General features: G+C 59.8%; 16 protein-coding genes. 4 read left to right on the top strand and 12 right to left on the bottom strand.

The annotated features are described in order from the left end of the window. Positions 1-89: 89 nt before the first annotated feature. Both J8Z04_RS05275 and J8Z04_RS05270 read right to left on the bottom strand, forming a co-directional pair. Positions 90-491 (bottom strand): hypothetical protein, encoded by a 402-nt coding sequence (locus J8Z04_RS05275; RefSeq protein WP_192848004.1) that lies wholly within the window; start codon positions 489-491, stop codon positions 90-92. 242 nt (positions 492-733) lie between these two features. Further along, a complete protein-coding gene (locus J8Z04_RS05270; protein ID WP_192848325.1) occupies positions 734-2002 on the bottom strand; it encodes a glutamate-5-semialdehyde dehydrogenase in 1269 nt (422 codons plus the stop codon). A 181-nt stretch (positions 2003-2183) separates the two neighbouring features. Between J8Z04_RS05270 and J8Z04_RS05265 the strand changes: the two genes are divergently transcribed. Beyond that, a complete protein-coding gene (locus J8Z04_RS05265) occupies positions 2184-3389 on the top strand; it encodes a multidrug effflux MFS transporter (RefSeq protein WP_086431146.1) in 1206 nt (401 codons plus the stop codon). 15 nt (positions 3390-3404) lie between these two features. Here the strand turns inward: J8Z04_RS05265 and J8Z04_RS05260 are convergent, their stop codons facing one another. The 3 genes from J8Z04_RS05260 to J8Z04_RS05250 all read right to left on the bottom strand — a co-directional run bounded on the left by J8Z04_RS05260 (position 3405) and on the right by J8Z04_RS05250 (position 8193). After that, positions 3405-4061, bottom strand: a complete 657-nt coding sequence (locus J8Z04_RS05260) for an invasion associated locus B family protein (RefSeq protein WP_192848003.1) — start codon at positions 4059-4061, stop codon at positions 3405-3407. Between the two features lie 81 nt (positions 4062-4142). Beyond that, positions 4143-6830 carry an aconitate hydratase AcnA gene (gene acnA, locus J8Z04_RS05255; protein WP_192848324.1) on the bottom strand — a complete coding sequence of 896 codons (2688 nt, stop codon included), beginning with the start codon at positions 6828-6830 and terminating at the stop codon, positions 4143-4145. A gap of 52 nt (positions 6831-6882) precedes the next feature. Further along, the gene (locus J8Z04_RS05250) at positions 6883-8193 is read right to left on the bottom strand and encodes a citrate synthase (protein WP_052349211.1); all 1311 of its coding nucleotides are present in this window, start codon (positions 8191-8193) and stop codon (positions 6883-6885) included. A 278-nt stretch (positions 8194-8471) separates the two neighbouring features. On the opposite strand from J8Z04_RS05250, the gene J8Z04_RS05245 reads away from it, so the two are divergent. Beyond that, a complete protein-coding gene (locus J8Z04_RS05245; RefSeq protein WP_192848002.1) occupies positions 8472-9530 on the top strand; it encodes an isocitrate/isopropylmalate dehydrogenase family protein in 1059 nt (352 codons plus the stop codon). 68 nt (positions 9531-9598) lie between these two features. Here the strand turns inward: J8Z04_RS05245 and J8Z04_RS05240 are convergent, their stop codons facing one another. Next, a complete protein-coding gene (locus J8Z04_RS05240; protein WP_081562957.1) occupies positions 9599-10138 on the bottom strand; it encodes an HdeD family acid-resistance protein in 540 nt (179 codons plus the stop codon). Positions 10139-10320: 182 nt separating this feature from the next. Between J8Z04_RS05240 and gpmA the strand changes: the two genes are divergently transcribed. Beyond that, positions 10321-11058, top strand: a complete 738-nt coding sequence (gene gpmA / locus J8Z04_RS05235; RefSeq protein ID WP_232086307.1) for a 2,3-diphosphoglycerate-dependent phosphoglycerate mutase — start codon at positions 10321-10323, stop codon at positions 11056-11058. Here the strand turns inward: gpmA and J8Z04_RS05230 are convergent. From J8Z04_RS05230 to J8Z04_RS05205, 6 genes are all read right to left on the bottom strand, one after another. Next, a complete protein-coding gene (locus J8Z04_RS05230; RefSeq protein WP_192848001.1) occupies positions 11020-11928 on the bottom strand; it encodes a GIY-YIG nuclease family protein in 909 nt (302 codons plus the stop codon). The genes gpmA and J8Z04_RS05230 overlap by 39 nt on opposite strands. 125 nt (positions 11929-12053) lie before the next feature. Continuing rightward, positions 12054-13283, bottom strand: a complete 1230-nt coding sequence (locus tag J8Z04_RS05225) for an SMP-30/gluconolactonase/LRE family protein (protein ID WP_232086306.1) — start codon at positions 13281-13283, stop codon at positions 12054-12056. Positions 13284-13357: 74 nt separating this feature from the next. Continuing rightward, complete coding sequence (locus tag J8Z04_RS05220) at positions 13358-14494, bottom strand: asparaginase (protein WP_081562954.1); 1137 nt, start codon at positions 14492-14494, stop codon at positions 13358-13360. Between the two features lie 16 nt (positions 14495-14510). Next, positions 14511-15734, bottom strand: a complete 1224-nt coding sequence (locus tag J8Z04_RS05215) for an aspartate-alanine antiporter-like transporter (RefSeq protein WP_192848000.1) — start codon at positions 15732-15734, stop codon at positions 14511-14513. Positions 15735-15861: 127 nt separating this feature from the next. Next, positions 15862-17067 (bottom strand): aspartate-alanine antiporter-like transporter, encoded by a 1206-nt coding sequence (locus tag J8Z04_RS05210; RefSeq protein ID WP_081562953.1) that lies wholly within the window; start codon positions 17065-17067, stop codon positions 15862-15864. 79 nt (positions 17068-17146) lie between these two features. Continuing rightward, positions 17147-17662, bottom strand: coding sequence for a hypothetical protein (locus J8Z04_RS05205; protein ID WP_143539797.1), 516 nt, complete (start codon positions 17660-17662; stop codon positions 17147-17149). A 451-nt stretch (positions 17663-18113) separates the two neighbouring features. Here J8Z04_RS05205 and J8Z04_RS05200 point away from each other — a divergent pair, with 451 nt between their 5' ends. Beyond that, entirely contained in the window at positions 18114-19625 is a 1512-nt protein-coding gene (locus J8Z04_RS05200) for a globin-coupled sensor protein (RefSeq protein ID WP_086431150.1), read from the top strand. Positions 19626-19728: the final 103 nt, after the last annotated feature.

Below are 19728 nucleotides of genomic sequence, written 5' to 3'. Positions count from 1 at the left end.
CGCACAGGCATAGACTGTGATGCCGATATTGAATCCAATGGGAAGGATGTTCATCGCAAACAGACGAGGCCAGTGTTCACACAAGAACGTCATGACTTCCTCCGTGCCCACAGCTTCCGAAGAAAGAAGGCAATGCCCTCAATCAGAAGAACAAGAAGGACGATGCCAACCACTTCGAAAATCCCTGCCATTATCAGGAACTTCTTGACGACCTTCTCAGTAGGACGACAAGCAACCTGTACGTCCGAAAGATTCAGCTTGGACGTACAGACCATGACTGTCTCGCTACCCTTGGGCATGGTCATGGTAATGGTGGCAGGAATGGAGAGGGGAGCAGCTTCGGCAACTACAGGAGCGGCGAGAAGCAGACCAATGACAAGAGCCGCCACACCGGAGAAAAACGCCCGCCTGCCCACGGATGACACGCCCTCGCCTTCATGGCTGGCAGCAGCCTCACCTGGCCGGGTCGTATCCATCTCATCTCGGAACATGGGGCATCTCCTGTTCAACAGCTCTTCCTGATGAAGACCACCTTCTGCGAATATCGGCCATCACGTCAAGCTGTTTCAGTTCAACAGCTCTTCCTGATGAAGACCACCTTCTGCCCCGCCCCGCCCCGCACGTCAACCGCCCTCCCGGAGCGCATCAAACGGTTTCACGTCACGATCCGTTTACATGACCATGCACGGCCCGTTCCGGTTCAGGAATGGTCTGGAAGGGTCATCCCGGTCCGTCACGGGCGCAGCTGCCCTGTTCCGTGCACCTCATAACGCCATGTCATGAGCTGGGCCGGGCCAACCGGGCCACGGGGCGGCAGGCGGCCTGACATGATACCGATTTCCCCACCCAGTCCGAATTCACCACCATCACTGAACTGCGTCGAGGTGTTCCACATCACGATGGCACTGGGGACACGTTGCATGAAATACTGCGCCACGGCCTCATCTTCCGTCAGGATCGCCTCCGTATGACGGGACGAGAAGCGGACAATATGCGCCAGTGCCGCATCCACCCCTGCCACAACGGAAATGTTCAGAACCTTGTCCAGCCATTCCGTGGCAAAATCTTCCTCCGTGGCAGCGGGCAGTTCCGGCAGGATGCTGCGGGCGGCCTCGTCAGCCCGGAAGGTGCAGCCCTCTGCTGCCAGATCGGCCACAAGCTGCGGCAGGAGACCCGGAGCAATGGCAGCGTCGATCAGGAGCGTTTCCGTGGCCCCACAGATGCCGGGACGGCGCAGCCTGGCATTGCGCACGACCCTCCGGGCCAGCTCATGATCCGCCGCCGCATGGACGTAGCTGTGGCACAGCCCCGCCGCATGGGCCAGAACCGGCATCCGTGCCTCGGCCTGCACACGCTCCACCAGCGCGCACCCGCCACGGACCACGGTCACGTCGATCAGCCCTGCTGCACGGAGCATGTCCCCCACATGCTCCGGTCCGGCATCCGGCACCATGAGCACGGCATCCTCCGGCAGGCCAGCACGGGCCAGCCCCTGCTGGATCACATGATGCAGGGCCTGTGTGCTGTGAAAACTCTCCGGCCCGCCCCGCAGCAGCAAGGCATTGCCGGACCGAATGGCCAGAATGGCCGCATCCACCCCGACGGTGGGCCGCCCCTCATGGATCATCCCCAGCACGCCAAGTGGCGTGGCCACACGGCGCAGCTTCAGGCCATTCGGCTGCTGCCATGCGGCCAGAACCTGTCCGACCGGGTCTTCCATGCCCGCAAGGGCGTCCACGCTGCGGGCCACGCCCTCAAGCCGTTCCGCCGTCAGGATCAGCCTCTCCTGAAAGAACGGGCTGAGACTGGCCTGCTCAAGGTCCCGGCGATTGGCAGCCAGCAAGGTTTCCGTTCCGTCCCGCAAGCCTGCGGCCACATGGCGCAGTGCCGCCGTCCGCTGCCCTGCCGGACATACGGCCAGAATCCCGGCTGCCTCACGGGCACGCCGTGCCAGCACATGCATGGGCGGGACGTGAGCGTCCGTCTGCGTTCCTGTCGGCATGGGTCTTTCTCCTCCATCTCCACCGGCCCGGCCTCCCGCTGCCGGATGATCCGCACCATCCATCACCAGCCCCATCGTGCCGATCTGGACCGGCATGGCAAGGTCACTCCGGCAGAAACCCGCCATGCCCATGTACCGCCCCTGCTTGACAGGCCGACAACGGCCCCGCATCTCTTGAGGCATGTCCTCCACCGCCACACAGCCACCAACCGTCCACTCCCTCCGCCTGCTGGGGATTCTCAGCGTCCTGATGGGGTTTGCGGCCATCTCCACCGATTTCTACCTGCCGGCCATGCCCACCATGGCGCAGGCCCTGCAGGCGCCGGGAGGTGAAATGGCCTGGACGATCTCCGGCTATCTGGTGGGGTTCAGTTTCAGCCAGCTCATCTGGGGGCCGGTCAGTGACCATTATGGCCGACGGCTGCCCATTGCCATCGGGCTGGTCCTGTTCACTCTCGGGTCGGCAGGCTGTGCCGCTGCCGGTTCCATCACGACACTCATCGCCTTCCGCCTCCTTCAGGCCATCGGGGCCTGCGCCAATGTCGTGATCGCCCGGGCCATGGTACGGGACCTCTATCACGGCCACCGTGCCGCCCAGATGCTCTCCACACTGATGACCGTCACGGCCATCACGCCTCTGCTGGCCCCGCTGGTTGGCGGACAGATTCTGGCCTTCTGGGGCTGGCGGGCCATCTTCGTCAGTCTGGTCTGTGTGGGCCTCATCATGCTCGGCAGCCTGTTCTTCCTGCCGGAGACTTTGCCGAAGCGGGATGAACGCCCCCACTCCGTTCTCCATGCCTTCTCACACTATGCCCACCTCATCCGCCGCCCCCGCCTGCTGGGCTATGCCTGTGCCGGCGGCTGCTACTATGCGGGGACTTTCGCCTACATTTCCGGCTCCCCCTTTGCCTATATCAGCTACCACCACGCCTCCTCCCTGCTCTATGCGCTGCTCTTCGGAATGGGCATCGTGGGCATCATGACGGCCAACATGATCAATGCCCGGCTGGTCCACGCATGGGGCAGCGACAGGCTGCTTGTCATGGGGGTCATCATCAGCGTTCTGGTCTCGCTCTGGCTGGTCGCTGATGTCTGGACTGATTATGGCGGGCTGTGGGGGCTGTTCCTGCCGCTCTTCCTCTATGTCGCCATGGCCGGATTCATCGTGGCCAATTCCCTCTCCGGTGCCCTGCATGATGACCCCGCCCATGCGGGCACCGTCTCCGCCATGACGGGAGCCGTCCATTATGGCAGCGGCATCATCGGGTCCGGGCTGGTGGGGCTGCTGGCGGATGCCACACCCCGCCCCATGGCCACGATCATCTGCGTGGCCTCGCTGTTCAGCCTCGTCTTCCTGCTGCTCATCCGTGATGGCAGGAAGGGCTGAAGGCCGGCCCGCTTCTTACGGGTTCAGCTCGCCCCGCTCCAGCCAGCCTGCGATCTGCTGCATCCCCGTCTGGATGTCGGAGAGCGGGAACTCATAGGCCCATGTCTCGCCCGTTTTCGTCTTCGCCGTCAGCTGTGCCGTCTTCCCCGATGACAGAGCCTGCACGGCACTGACCGGAAGCTCCTGCTGGGCCATGCAGCCTGTCTCGTCACAGGATTGCAGGGGCAAAGGCACGGCCTGCCCGTTATCCACGCTCAGCTGAAGAGTGGCCTTCATGTCGAACGGCAAGCGTGTCGGCAGGTTCAGGCTGATCTGCCAGGGCTGTTGGGCCAGCGGCTTCCTGATGAGGTCTGGCGTGGCATGAGCCAGCAGGAAAAATCCGCTATCCATCGTCGTCCCCGTCATGCGTTCCAGCTGGATGGTGCAGAACTGCGTCCCCTGTCGGCTGCCCTTGGCCGGATAGGCACAACCATAACGCCATGGCCCGGCAAAAGCGGACCGGGCCGTTACTCCCGGATGTTCAGCCGCCATGATTTCCGGCAGACCTCCCCCTTTTTCCGTCACGGCTTCCACAGCTGCGGCCCGACCATCCTTCGGCCCAGCCGCAGAAGCTGGCACGGCAGACAGCAGACCAAGTGTCATCACCATGACGGCATGAGGGCATCTGAACATCTTTCTTTCTCCTTCTACGGTCATGCCGCCACCGTAACACCAACCGGCACACACATCATCAGGAAAACATGGACCATGCCGTCACCGCACGCTCCCGCCATCCGCAATGCGCTGCAACACATAAGGCAGGATACCCCCCTGGGCGACATAGGCCAGCTCAGCCTCCGTCTCCAGCTGGAGGGTGGCCTGCACGACCTGCTCCATGCCATCCGGTGCCGTAAAACACACACGGACAGACTGCCGGGGCTCAAGCCGGGCCGGAAGGTCGATGCTCACTTCTTCCTGCCCCGTCAGGCCGAGCGTCTGACGGGTCACCCCCTTGGGAAAGGTAAGGGGCAGAACCCCCATCCCTGCCAGATTGGCCCGGTGAATCCGTTCGAAATCCTCGGCAATGACAGCCTTTACCCCCAGGAGACGGGGGCCTTTCGCTGCCCAGTCCCGTGATGACCCCATGCCGTAATTCCGCCCCGCTACCACCACCAGCGGTACCTGCTCCTGCTGATACCGGGCAGCAGCATCGAAAATGGCTCCTTCCTCCCCATCTGGCCAGTGCCGGGTCACGCCACCCTCACTACCGGGGATCATCTCATTACGGATACGGATATTGGCAAATGTCCCCCGTGCCATGACACGATCATTCCCACGGCGGCTGCCATAAGAGTTGAACTGCGCCGGTGAGACGCCATGCTCCTCAAGATACCGGGCAGCAGGCGAACCGATGGCAATCGTTCCGGCCGGAGAAATATGATCCGTCGTGATGTTGTCCCCGAACAGGGCCAGAATCCTGGCCTTGCGGATTGGCCCCGTCACGCCGGCAGCCTCCTCCAGCCACGGCGGTGACTGGATGTAGGTTGAAGACCCATCCCACGCAAACGTTGCACCGGCCTTGCCGTCTCCCAGTGCCTGCCACTGGGCAGGCCCCTGCTCCACAGTCGCATAGCCACGGGCAAAGGCCTCCGCCACGACGGACTGCGCCATGAGATTCGCCACCTCATCCCCGCCGGGCCAGATATCGGCCAGCATGACAGGCTGACCGGCCTCATCATGGCCAAGAGGTTCCACCGCAAGATTCCGTGTCACGGTCCCGGCCAATGCATAGGCCATCACGAGCGGTGGGCTGGTGATGTAATTCAGCTTCGTATGAGGGGAAACACGCCCCTCGAAATTACGGTTCCCGGACAGCACTGCGGCAACTGTCAGATCATGCTCCGTGATCGTCCGGGCAATGTCAGCCTGCAAGGGGCCGCTATTGCCGATGCAGGTCGTGCAGCCATAACCAACGATCTCAAACCCTAACGCACTGAAATCCTCCAGCAGACCGGCCCGTTCCAGATACCGGGTTACGGCCTGGCTGCCCGGGGCCAGAGAGGTCTTGATGCGCCGTGCCACCTTCAGGCCCCGCTGACGGGCCTTCCGGGCCAGAAGCCCTGCTGTCAGCATGGCCGCAGGGTTGGATGTATTGGTGCAGGATGTAATGGCTGCCAGCACGACATCCCCGGCACCAAGGCTTTCCCCCGCAAGGGCGGCATCCTTCGTGCGGATGGGGAAACGGACATCCCCCTGTCCTTCGGCCGCCAGGGCGGCCCGGCTGGTCTCTGCCACGGCAGGAAGGTCATGACGCTGGGAGGGTGTTTTCGGCCCGGCAACAGAAGGCTTCACAGTCCCCAGGTCCAGACGCAGCACAGTGGTGAAAAGCGGTGTTTCATTACCCTCCCGGAACAGTCCCTGCTGCCGCAGGTACGCTTCCACGAGCCGGACATGATCCGGCGAACGGCCTGTCAGGGTCAGATAGTCCATGGCCAGTGCATCGGGTGGAAAATAGCCGCAGGTCGCTCCATATTCAGGTGCCATGTTGGCAATGGTGGCCCGATCCGCCACCGGCAGGTGATCCAGCGCCGGACCGAAAAACTCCACAAACTTGCCGACAACCCCTTCCGCCCGGAGTTGTTCTGTCAGGGTCAGCACGATGTCCGTCGCTGTCACGCCGGGAGCGGACCGTCCCTCCAGATACACCCCCACCACATCGGGCAGACGCATGGCAATGGCCTCTCCCAAAGCGGCGGCTTCAGCCTCGATGCCACCAACACCCCAGCCCAGAACACCAAGGCCGTTGATCATGGTCGTATGGCTGTCTGTTCCGAAGACTGTATCCGGGAAAAGGGTCGTCACGCCCTTTTCCTCCTTCCGCATGACCAGCGGAGCCAGATATTCCAGATTCACCTGATGGCAGATGCCGGCCTCTGGCGGAATGACCCGGAAATTGTCGAATGCCTGCTGCCCCCAGCGCAGAAAGCTGTACCTCTCCCGGTTGCGGCTGAACTCGTGGGCCACATTCTGCTCCAGAGCATCTTTCTGCCCCGCCACATCCACTGTCACGGAATGATCGATCACAAGATCTACAGGGATGAACGGATTGACCTCCTCCGGATCACCACCCAGCCGTTTCATGCCGTCACGCATGGCGGCAAGATCGACCACAGCGGGAACACCTGTAAAATCCTGCATCAGGATACGGGCCGGACGGAACGGAATCTCACCTTCGGCATGGCAGGTCTCAGCCCAACCCGTCACCAGCGCCGCCGCATCATGCTGCCCCTGCCTCAACACGTTCTCCAGAACGATCTTCAACACATAAGGCAGGCGTTGCGCCTTCTCCCCCGCTCCGGCCAGAGCCTGGGGGAGCGATACGTATCGATAACTCTGCCCCTCATGCTCCAGCCTCTGCCATGGAATGCCCCCCTGCCCGGCTGTCCTGTCTGTTCCAGTCATCATGCCCTCCCGCTTGCCAGTCTCGTGCCCTGTTTCTTCAGCCGGCTGCTCCTCAGGACGCCGGCACATCCCGCCTGTCCGGCCCGACATAAAGGGCACGGGGACGGCTGATGCCTGCGCGGCTCTCCAGCATTTCCTTCCACTGGGCAACCCATCCCGCTGTACGGGCCACGGCAAAAAACACCGTGAACATGGAGGACGGAATCCCCATCGCCCGGAGGATGATTCCGGAATAGAAATCCACATTGGGATAAAGCCGCCGGGAGATGAAATACTCATCATTCAGGGCTGTCTCTTCCAGCTTCATGGCCAGCTCGAGACGGGGATCATGATCCATCCCGAGCTCTGCCAGCACTTCATGGCAGATGTTCCGCATCAGCCCGGCCCGTGGGTCCAGATTCCTGTAAACACGGTGGCCAAAGCCCATCAGCCGCGTACCATCCTCCTGATTCCTGACACGGTTCATAAAATCCGGAATGCCGTCCACCGTACCGATCTCATCCAGCATATCCAGCACGGCCTCGTTCGCACCGCCATGTGCTGGCCCCCAGAGCGCCGCCACACCAGCAGCGACACACGCAAAAGGATTGACCCCCGTGGCCCCCACCGTCCGCACGGTGGATGTAGAAACATTCTGCCCATGGTCGGCATGAAGGATCAGAATCCTCTCGAAGGCCCGTGCCAGAACCGGATTCACCTCCCAGGCTGCTTCCGGCATGGAGAAGAGCATGTGCAGACAGTTCTCCGCATAGCTCAGTCCCGGACGGGGGTAGATCAGCGGCAACCCCCGGCTGTAGCGGTAGACCCAGGCTGCCAGAGTCGGCATCTTGGCCACAAGCCGCAGGGTAGACATCTCCCGCTCCTCTGATGTGATACGGTGCCGCTGGTCCGCTCCCTGATTGCCATAAAAGCTGGAGAGGCCAGCCAACGTCCCGCAGAGCATGGCCATGGGGTGGGAATCCCGCCGGAACCCGTTGAAGAAGTTGCGTATCTGCTCATGCAGATGTGCCTCAGCCATCAACCCATGTTCGAAACGGGCCTTCTGCCGTGCATCAGGCAGCTCTCCGTGTGACAGCAGCCAGGCGACTTCCGGGAAACTCGCTTTCTGGCAAAGCTGCTCAATCGGGTAGCCACGATGCAGCAATATCCCGGCCTCACCATCAATATAGGTGATGGCACTCATGCAGGATGCCGTATTGGCAAAACCGGGGTCATAGGAAAACACACCCGCCCGCCGGTAGAGGGTCCGCATGTCCACCACATCCGGCCCCAGCTGCCCCTTCATGCTGCCCAGCGGCACCTCCTGCGCGGTTCCCTCCACCCTGCGAAGCACCCACTGCCCGGCATCCTGCTGTGCTGCCATTACTTCACGGATCCCCATGATGTGACCTCCCTGCGAAACAACACCGGAACAGTCCATTTAATTTCGGTATCGTTATATTTGAGTAACGCACATAGTTCCTGCCCCCGCAAGCATCATGCTCTACAAAAAAATCTTTATCTTCCAGCTCTTGTCACATTCCCATGAAGCATGATGAGCTGGTGCTCTCTAGCTGGATCATGCCACCGGCCAGACAGAAAGGTTCACCCACCACGGGCATGAAGAGGGCACACAGCCCCATTTTCAGGGAGAATTCCCCCATGTCAGCCCACACATCCTCCACAGCAGGACAGCCCATACCCGTAACACTGATTCCCGGTGATGGAATCGGCCCGGAAATCACACGGGCCACAAAAGAGGTTCTGGCGGCCCTTGGCGCCCCCTTCCTCTGGGACGAGCAGAAAGCCGGAGTCCATGCTCTGGAAGACGAAGGAACCCCTTTGCCGGACGCCACCCTCCGCAGCCTGGAACGCACCCGCCTTGCCCTCAAGGCACCGCTGGCCACGCCCAGCGGCACGGGATTCCGCTCCGTCAATGTCACACTGCGCCAGAAATTCGACCTTTACGCCAACATACGCCCTGCCCGTACTCTTCTCCCACGGGATGACCTGCGCCGCTATGACGGGCTGGACATCGTGCTCATCCGGGAAAATATCGAGGGTTATTACGCCGCCCGTGACTATTATCTTCCCCAGGGCGATGACCCGCAGGGCATGGCTCTTTCAGCTGGTTATACAACACGGGCCGAATGCGAACGCATCGTGACCCATGCCTTTGACTATGCACTGGCCCATGGTCGCAGAAAGGTAACGCTGGTCCACAAGGCCAACATCCTCAAGCTGATGAGCGGCCTGTTCCTGGAAACAGGACGCAAGGTTGCCGCCCGTTATGAAGGGCGCATCGCCTGTGATGAACGGATCGTGGATGCCTGCGCCATGCAGCTCTGCCTCGACCCCTCCCAGTTTGATGTGATTGTCACCACCAATCTGTTCGGTGACATCCTTTCCGACCAGATATCCGGTCTGACAGGTGGGCTGGGACTGGCTCCGGGGGCCAATATTGGAAAAGACATGGCCATCTTCGAGGCCGTGCATGGCTCCGCTCCCGACATTGCCGGACAGAACAGGGCGAACCCCACGGCTCTCCTGCTCGCAGGCGCCCTCATGCTGGACCACACAAACCATGCAGCCCTGGCCACCCGCCTGAGAACCGCCATCATCCAGACACTCCAGAACGGCACACGCACGGGCGACCTCGGTGGCACTGCCACAACAGACCAGTTCACCAGGGCCGTCATAAACGCCCTGGAGAGACCCTGAACCGGAACATGAAAAAACCCGGCCTTTTCTGGCCGGGTTCTGACCTCATCCAGGCCTGAAAGCAGGGCTCAGACCAGATGCTTGAGCAGGATGCTGCGATGGATGACCGAAAAGCCCCAGAACATCAGGCTGATGGCCACATAATAGCCCAGCGCCGCCTGTGCCGTGATCGGGTTGATGCAGAACAGTGTCACGCCCAGAACAATATTGACGATGGCATCCAGCGCCATGAAGCTGCGGCCATAAGGCGAAGCCCCCATTCCGGCCAGCTCCATCACGCCACGCACGATGAACCATGCAGCAACCCAGATCGTCAGCCCGATGGCCGACCCTACGGGGTTGAAGAAGATCAGGATGGCCAGGATGATGAAGAAAATACCCAGGAGACCATCCAGCATCCGGCGTTCCATGCCTGTCCGGCGGAACACATCCACCAGCGTGAAAACCCCGACGAACAGAAGCCCGACCGCAATGAGGGCCGTAAGAGAGATGATGCTCAGCACGGGTGTCATGGCCACAAGCACACCCGTGAGGACGATCAGGGCCCCCATGACGATTCCACAATTACCTTCCTGCTTTACCAGATTTTTCTGCTGATTATCAGTCATGAGCCTTATCCCTCCATAATCTTCCCTGAAAAGGATGACGTATATTCACATTTCTGACAAGTATCAGAAGCCATGCGTAATAATGATGCCTGCCATCTTTTCCAGCCTGACATATCCTGCCATCTTGGCCTGCCATGCGCACATGCATGACAGTACGGCATGGAGCAGAAAGGAGGACCCTCATGATGACGGGGGCAAAGCTGGTGCTGATGCGCCACGGGCAGAGCCTGGGCAATGAGGCCAACCTGTTCACGGGCTGGAATGATCTGGACCTCTCCGCCAACGGCCATGAGGAAGCCCGCAGGGCAGGCCGCCTGATGCGGCACCACGGCTTCCGCTTCGATGCAGCCCACAGCTCCATGCTGAAAAGAACCATCCACACACTGCATCACTGTCTGGACGAGCTGGACCAGTCATGGCTGCCGGAATACAGGAGCTGGCGGCTGAATGAACGCCATTATGGTGCCCTGCAGGGGCTGAACAAGGACGACACCATCGCACGCTACGGTCGGGAACAGGTGCAGCAATGGCGCCGGAGTTTTGACGTCACACCGCCAGCTGTAAAGCCGGACAGCCCGCGCCATCCGGGGAACGACCCCCGCTATGCCTCCATCCCTAGATGCGATCTTCCCTGCGCCGAAAGTCTGGCCATGACCATGAAGCGGGTGCTGCCCTACTGGCAGGATACGCTGCTGCCAGCCCTGCGGCAGGGCCGTTCCCTGCTCGTCGTCACGCACGGCACCGTCATGCGTGCCCTCATCAGCCATCTGGACGGCCTGTCCCCCGAGGAAACGCAGACGCTGGAAATCCCGACAGGCACGCCACTTGTCTATGAAATGGATGATACCGGCAACCCTGAACAGTCCCACTATCTGGAACCTTCAGACATCATTCTCGGTGACACCCCGCCTCCATTTTGACAGGGCACGCCCTTCTCCATCTTTCCATCTTTTCCAACCGGTAGCATAACGTCCCAACAAGAAAGTGGCAGCCTTTGAAGAAGTTTTGAAAAGCATGTCCCGGCTCAGCACCAACCTGTTCCCCTCCAACCGCAAAAAACCGTTTTTAAGAGCTTCCTGACGCGCGGCCGCTACACGGGGAGCTTTTTTCTCCAATTTTGAAGAAGACACGGGCACATAAGACCCTGCCAAAACCACCATACCTTCTTCAGTATAACGGCCCTGCCCTTCAGCACCATTGCCTCGACAGAAAAACAGTTCCGGTACATCATCCTGCACTTGGGCGACCTGCCCTTCACCTAAAGGAAACTGCTCCAGGACCGGTTTAAAAACAGGATACCCCAGAGTCGTCAACAGAATGCTGATGGTCTCAAAGAGTTCATCACAGACAGCCCTCATGGAGGAAGACATGTGCGGGGAATCCCTGCCTTTCTGTCTGTTGTCCAGCACATATCGACCGACCGCCTCTGCCTGCCTGAGAGACAGCACCTCCAGAAAACGGGCATGTACCTCGGTCAAGACATCCTTGGACGTGACGGCCACCACAGCCCTGTTCCAGAAATCCTTTCCCATATTATGCTGCTTCAGCCGCTCCCCCAGCTTTCCGGTCTGACCAACATATACTTTCGGCTGCTCCGTCTTATCTTCCTCCCCGAAAAGAAAATAAAGACCCACCCGCCCTGCTTCCGGTCTTTGTAAAAAAAGACGCAGCTGTGACCGGGGAATTTCAACCAGACTGACAGTACGGGTCACAACCGAGGCGACACGCAGACTCTGGGGATCCCCAAACGGCAAAAAAATCTCGATGGTCTGAGGATGTGGCATGAGCATTCCGTCCTGTCCTTCCAAAAAACATCAGAAAACGGACTGCCGTTTTCCGTACCCTCTATTCACACCACCATCCCCGATTCCTCCACCATTCCATCCGCCGGAACTGTGGGTAACCTTTGATAATGTCAGCTGCGGCCAGCACCCTGCGTGGCCGTGATGAGGCTGAACAGGGCCGTCCCGCAGCACATATAGAGGACATTGCGCTTCGGCCCCCCAAAAGTGAGGTTCGAACAGCCGACAGGCAGGCGGATACGGCCAATCATCTGGCCATGTGGATTATAGATGAACACACCGCAAAGCCCCAGCGGCCCCCAGGCACCGCACCAGAGGTTGCCCTCCACATCGGTGCGCAGGCCATCAGGGCGCATGGCCCGGCCAGCCAGCGTAAAATCCGTGAAGAGACGCCCGTTGGTCGGCCGCCCCTGTTTCAGGTCGAACACATGGATGGCATGGTCCGGCAAAGGCGGCTGCGCACCAGGGCCCACACCAGAGGACGCCACATAGAGCCGGCTACCATCAGGGGAAAAACAGAGACCATTGGGCCCTGCCACATCCTTCTGCCCCAGCACGGCCTCCACCTTCCCGGTTTTTGCATCCACCCGGAAGGTATGATCCTCCTGCCGACGCAACCCGCCATACTGGCTTGTCAGCTCCGCATCCAGATAAGGATTGAGATGACGCTGGGGATTGGCAGGACCATCCACATCGGCGTGGCCTTCCACCACTCCGTCCCCGTAGGCCGGGTCTGTGAACCAGATGCTGCCATCGGGTGCTGCCACGACATCATTGGGAGAGTTGAGCGTCCTGCCCCTGTACCGGTCCGCCAGCACGGTGACACTGCCATCATGCTCCCAGCGTATGACCCGGCGCATCCCATGCTCACAGGTCACCAGCCGCCCTTCAGCATCAAACGTGTTGCCATTGGCATTAAAACTTTCCCGCCGGTACAGGCTCACATGGCCCTGCGGCCCATCCTCCGGGTCGTAGCGATACTGGCACCCCGTAATCGTATCGCTCAGCAGCAGAAAACGCCCGACCGTACACCAGGCCGGGCCTTCCAGCCAGCCAGCCCCCTGCCAGAGCTTCCGCAAGGGAGCATTGCCGTAATTCACAAGCCCGAAGGATGGATCAAGCGCCAGCACGTCAGGGTCGGGCAGATTGACCGGGGTCTCCTCCGCACCCCATGTCCGGGGCGGGGAGGAAATCACACTCGGGCCCGACACGATGGACCCAAGAGCATGTCCCGCCACGGGAGACGCCGCTACCCCTGCAAGACCCGCCAGCAGACCGCGGCGTGTCAGACGGCCGGCAGAACCACCAGCCCCTGCTTTTCCATCCCGCATCGGTTCATCCATATTCACATCCTCCCCCGGCCCGTTTCATGCCGACATCCAGCACTCACACCAAGGTAGAACTCAGCACGACGCAATCAATACCCGAAGGCAAAAGCACGCTGCACGGCCTGGACATCCTGCACCCCACCGGCCAGGAGCAGCTGCAGCAACAGACGGGCCTTCTGCGGGTTGAGGTCATACGACGCCACGAAGTGATGGGCCTCATCATCCACTTCCACATCACGGTTGACAAACCCGTCACCGACACGGCTGGAACGTACGACTACAATCCCCGCCCGGACGGCCCTGTCCAACGCCTGCATGGCCTGGGCCGACACATTGCCATCCCCCATTCCGGCAATGACGATCCCCTTCACACCGGCACGGATGGCATCATCAATCTGGCGACCATCCATATCCGCATGCGCATACACCACATCCACAGCAGGCAGCGTTGCGCCATCCGGCAGGGACAGGAACAGACGGGGCCGCGGCGGCCCGTAAAAGCGTACGGCGGCAGGGTCCACAATACCCACAGGCCCTGTCTGTCGGGACACGAAGGTCTGCAGGACCGTGCTGTCCGCCTTGCTGACCCAATGGGCCGCATGGATGGTATCATTCAGCACGACCAGCACCCCCCGCCCCTTCGCCTGCGGATGGGCTGCCACCTTGACTGCCTCATAAATGTTGGCCGGACCATCCGCACTGATGGCCGAGCCCGGACGCATGGCCCCTGTCATCACCACAGGCTGGTCATGATGCAGGACGGTATCCAGAAAGAAGGCTGTCTCCTCCATCGTATCCGTCCCGTGGGTGATGACTACGGCATCAGCCTCATGCCGGGCAAAAGCCTGATTGATACGCTCCATCAACCGGAACCAGACCTTGTGATTCATGTCCTGCGAAGGAATGTTGGCGATCTGCTCCACCTGAAGCTGGGCCAGCCTGTCCACACCCGGCACAGCGGCCACAAGCTGCTGCCCCGTTGTCGAGCCTGCATCATAACCGATTGCAGAACGTGGGTCCGCCTTTCCCGCTATGGTCCCCCCCGTGGCCAGAACGAGCACACGGGGCAACCGCCCCATGCCCTGCCCTGCCTGCGCCGAAGCCGGGGTGGCGGCCACCAGCCCGGTACCAAGCGGAAGAACCCTGAGAGCGGAAAAAGCCAGCTTCAGGCAGCGCCGGGCCCCCTTATGGGGTTTCAGACTGTTCAGCGTGTGTCGGATGGTCATGATGGACGGCCCTTTCTTATGCGAAAGCCACGATGAGCGGACCAAGCAGGGTCAGCAGCACATTGGCCACGGCATAGGTGATGGCAAAGGGAACAGTAGGGCTGCCATGGCCAGCCTTGGCCAGAACCTCACCAAAAGCCGGGTTGGAGCTGCGTGTCCCCGCAAGAGCCCCTGCAAAGAGGGCAACATTCCGATACCCCAGCAGAAAACGCCCGACAAGAGCCGTGATCACCAATGGCACGATGGTGACGATCATGCCCAGCAACAGAATCGTTCCCCCCTGGCGGGTAATGATCGCCACGACCTGCCCACCTGTCTGAAGGCCTGTCACTGCGACGAAACCTGCCAGACCGAAACTGCCCCAGAGCAGGCAGACAGAAGACGGCATGGCGCCGTAGCCCGGATGTCGCCCATGCCACCAGCCAAAAAGCAGGCCGGACAGCAGGGCTCCACCACCACTGCCCAGCGTGATGGGCACCCCGCCCAGATGGACGACCACAAGCCCGAACAGCAGCCCCAGCGCCATGCCCAGCATGTTGTAGACAAGGTCCGTCGTAACCGGCACGGCAGTCCGCTGGACCGTCCCATTCTGGACAGCAGGCAGCGTATCCTCCGTCGCATCTTCTGGCAGGGATTCTGCCTTCAGCGCATCATCCCGCAAATTGCGACGCATGCAGAGTGGCAGAATGGTGGCGCAGAAAATGATGGTGCCGATGGACCCGAAGATATAGGTCACGGCATAGCCGACAGCAACATCCGCCTGCATCTGCTGCACCTGAGCCAGAGGGAGGCCAAGCTTCTCCAGAGCGGAACTGGCAGTGCCAATGATGGCAGACTGCGTCAGCCCCCCTGCCGCCAGACCGGCGGCTATGCCTTTGTCCAGATGGAACAGCCGCGCAACCCCGATAACGGTCCCGAACGCACTGATGGCCATGATGACCGCCAGTGCCACCTCCCGCAGGGACTGCCGCCCCAGAGAGCGGAAAAAGTTTGGGCCACTGCGATATCCCACAGCGTAGATGAACAGGATGAACAGTACTGTCCTGAGGCTGGACCCCACATGCACACCAAACTGGCTGATCAGCACGGCCACCAACAATGACCCTGCCACGCCCCCAAGCTGAAACACGCCTATCCTTATGCGCCCGATCAGAAAGCCAAAACCGACGGACAGGAAAAAAGCCAGCTCTGGATTCTCTCCAAAGAGATGAGACAACCCGTGAAACAGACGCTGGAACATGCCGTGACCTTTTCTCCAAACAGTCATGGAGAAAGCCTGGCGGTTTCCCAACCAGGCTTTCTCTACAGAACATTACTTACCGATTATGGGACGTTCCATCCAGACGGGATGGATGCCAGCGAACAGCCTACCCGAAAGCCACAATGAACGGCCCCAGAAGAGTCAGCAGCACATTGGCCACGGCATAGGTAATGACAAAAGGGATGGCCGGTGTGTTGTTGCCTGCCTTGGCCAGGACCTCACTGAAGGCCGGGTTGGCACTACGTGCCCCCGACAGGGCCCCGGCAAACAGGGCGACATTCCGGTACCCCATGAAGAAACGGCCAATAAGCGCCGTAATGACCAGCGGCAGGATCGTCACCACCATACCGAGCAGCAGGAGGAGCACCCCCTGATGGACAATGACTTCCACAGCCTCCCGGCCTGTCTGCAACCCCGTCACCACCACGAAGCCAGCCAGACCGAAATTGCCCCAGAAGGAACAGACAGACGACGGCATCTCCCCATAACCGGCGTGCCGCCTGTGCCACCAGCCGAACAGCAGGCCGGACATCAGTGCCCCACCCCCACAACCGAGCGTCAGGGACATACCCCACACACGGATGACCACAAGGCCAATGACCAGCCCGACAGCCACGCCGAGCATGTTGTAGACGAGATCGGTCGCCGCTGGAACAACGCCACGCTGCTCGGTCTCACCTCCCACATCCTCCGGCAGTCCCCCTGCCTCTGCCGCCAAGGCATCGGCCTTCATGTCACGCCGCATGAAGAAGGGCAGGATATCCACGCAGAAAATGATGGTACCGATGGAACCGAAAATATAGGTCACGGCATAACCTGCGGCCACATGGGCCTGCATCTGCTGCAACTGTGCAGCGGACAATCCCAGCTCTGCAAGGGCCGAACTGGCCGTACCGATGATGGCAGACTGGGTCAGCCCTCCTGCCGCCAGACCGGCCGCCATGCCCTTGTCCAGGTGGAACAGACGCCCTACCCCGACAACCGTTGCAAACCCGCTGACAGCCAGAATGACAGACAGCATGATCTCTCGCAGGGACTGCCGCCCCAGAGAGCGGAAAAAATCGGGCCCGCTGCTATACCCCACCGCATAGATGAAAAGAACGAAAAGAACGATCTTGAGGTCAGAATCCATCTTGACGCCAAACTGGCTGATCAGGACCGCCATCACCAGCGACCCGGCAATACCGCCGAGCTGGAACGTACCGATCTTTATCTGACCTATCCAAAAACCAAGACCGATGGAAAGAAAAAAAGCCAGCTCCGGACTCTGCGCAAAAAGCGACGACAGACCGTGAGACAGAAACTGGAACATTTCGGGACCTTTCTCCCAAACACTCAACGAAAAGCCACACACGTATCACGGTCCATGGTGGCTTTTCTGCGACCCGTTTTTACTCAGCTGCTGTAAAAATTTCCTCGAGATATTCCAAGGAGACAGCCTCCCGGGTATCGGGAATGGGCTTGCCCTCGTGGTCCAGTTTTTCAATCTCGTACACGATGAAACCCTCATCATCATAATGTACATCAATGACGAGGAAGCGGTCGGACGCATCGCCTTCACCACGATGCTCTTCCGTCTTCACCAGCTTCTGGTTCTTGGCGAACGGAAGGTCAGCCAGCTTTTCTTCGTCGATCTGACGGACGGCATGGTTCCATTCTTCGTAGGTTTTCCGGATGGCCGCATAGATAGCTGCCGTATCGGGAAATTCTTCAACATCCTCTGTCGTGGTGACATCCACCGTAGCAATGTCGGACCCGAAATTGGCCTGCACCTGATAAGGCTCGGGCGCAATGGCCTTCACAGCCTCCAGAATACGCTCAAGGAACTCAGGCCCATACATGGATGAATTGAAATTCAGCATCTTGGAACGATCAAGAGTAACACTGATTTTGGCGGTTGTGGCCATGGCCCCCTCCTGGATGAAAAAATTGCCGGGGCCCATTCTACCAGAACAGGGAGCCTCGCACACCCCCTCAGGGGTCAGTCACGCCCCACGCACAACCTCATCCTCATGCTGGAATCTGGCTTTTTCCCTGATGAATACTGGCAATTCATGACATGAATGCCATAAAACACACCTGCGTTACAAAAACGTAACATGGTTGCTGATGGGCCAGCCTCATGCCCCTCGCCCTCGCCAACAGCCACACAGCCGATGGGATTGGCCCTCAGAGAGGGAACGGCATGAGATGGTTAACGCAACATGCTGAAGAAGGTAACATCAGGCTACACGAACACCAAATATATTAAAATAAGATTTCTTTTAATACTTCAAAAAGCTTCCATCCGCCACAAGGCTTTAAAAAGGCTTTTTTAAGTCTTATCCATGGTAATATCTGTTACTTCACGAGGGAATCATGTCAAAATTTTCAGCTATCATGCACAACCCGAATGAAAGCCTTGAGGATACTGACAACCTGAGAGAGCGGCTGCATTTCCTCCAGCTGGATGAACAGGACTGCCTGGCCATCCGCCGTATTGAAAAATACGTCATCAGATGCCTGCCCAAAGCATTGGATGCCTTCTATGACACGGTCCGCCGGACCCCCCAGACCAGAAGCTTTTTTTCCTCAGAAGCACAGATACAGAAAGCCAAACAGGCGCAGCTGACTTACTGGAAGAACATCGCAGGTGCCAATTTCGGCCTGCAATATGCCAATACGGTGCGCCGCATCGGCCGGACCCACGCCGAAATCGGGCTGGAACCACGCTGGTACATCGGCGGCTACGCCCTGCTGCTTGCCAACATCATCGCAGATGTCTCAAACCAGCTGGCCCCTCCGGCACCACTGCTGCCCCCAAAGATGTCCTTCTCCAAGCTGACGGACTCCCTCGCCAGCCTCAGCAAGGCCGTCTTCCTGGACATGGACCTCACCATTTCCATCTACATTGATGAAGCCAAGAAGCTCAACAAGGAAGAAATGAGCAAACTGGATGAGGCCATTGAAGAAGAACGCCGGTTTGTAACCGAGCGCTTTGGCCACATCATCGACGCCCTTGCCAACAAGAACCTCTCCCACACGGTGGATGGGAACTTCCCCAATACCTACCTCCCCATGCGGGACAACCTCAATCACGCCATCTCGTCTCTCTGCCAGACGCTTCATACCATCAGCGAGGCAACGGAGAGCATCGACAATACCGCTGATGAGATCAACAGCGCGGCACAGGACCTCGCCCAGCGCACGGAACGGCAGGCTGCTTCTGTCGAAAAAACGGCCGCTGCCGTGGAGCAGATCACTGCTACGGTATCTTCCACCGAATCCCGTGTCAGCGAGGCGACCCAGTTCGTTGAGGAGTGCCAGGCCATCACGGAACGTTTCGGCACCATGATCCGCCGTGCCAGCACGGCCATGGAAGAGATTGAACGTTCTGCCGAAGCCGTGAACAAGATCACCAACGTCATCTCCAACATTGCCACGCAGACCAATCTTCTGGCACTGAACACCGGTGTTGAAGCCGCCCATGCGGGCGAAGCCGGCAGCGGGTTCCGTGTCCTGGCGCAGGAGATCCGCAAACTGGCCAACCGGGTGGGCGATGCTTCCGAAGAGGTGAAGGACCTCATCAATACCTCCCAGACCCATGTTGATTCCGGTTCAGCCATCATGAAGGATGCCAGCAGCGCCATCGACACCATCATCTCCAGCGTGGCCAATATCGGCACACATCTCAGAGAGATATCAAAGGCCACATCTGAGCAGGCATCGGCCCTGCGGGACGTGAATGGTGCCGTCGTCACCATCGACCAGGGCACCCGGGAAAACGCCGCCATGGTGGAAGAAACCTCTGCGGCCACCTCCAACATGGCCCAGCGGACACGCCAGCTACGGCAGCTGCTGGATGGGTTCGTTCTCCGGGGACAGAAATGATACGGGGGGGGGGGGGCCGCCGTGCCCCGCCCGCCGGGCGGCATACTGCACCATGGAGCAGTACAGGACAGACAGGACAACAAACGCCCTTCTCTGCCCATCC

Source organism: Bombella apis (assembly GCF_018221685.1).
GTDB lineage: Bacteria > Pseudomonadota > Alphaproteobacteria > Acetobacterales > Acetobacteraceae > Bombella > Bombella apis.
This window is presented reverse-complemented; position numbering and strand designations above follow the sequence as displayed.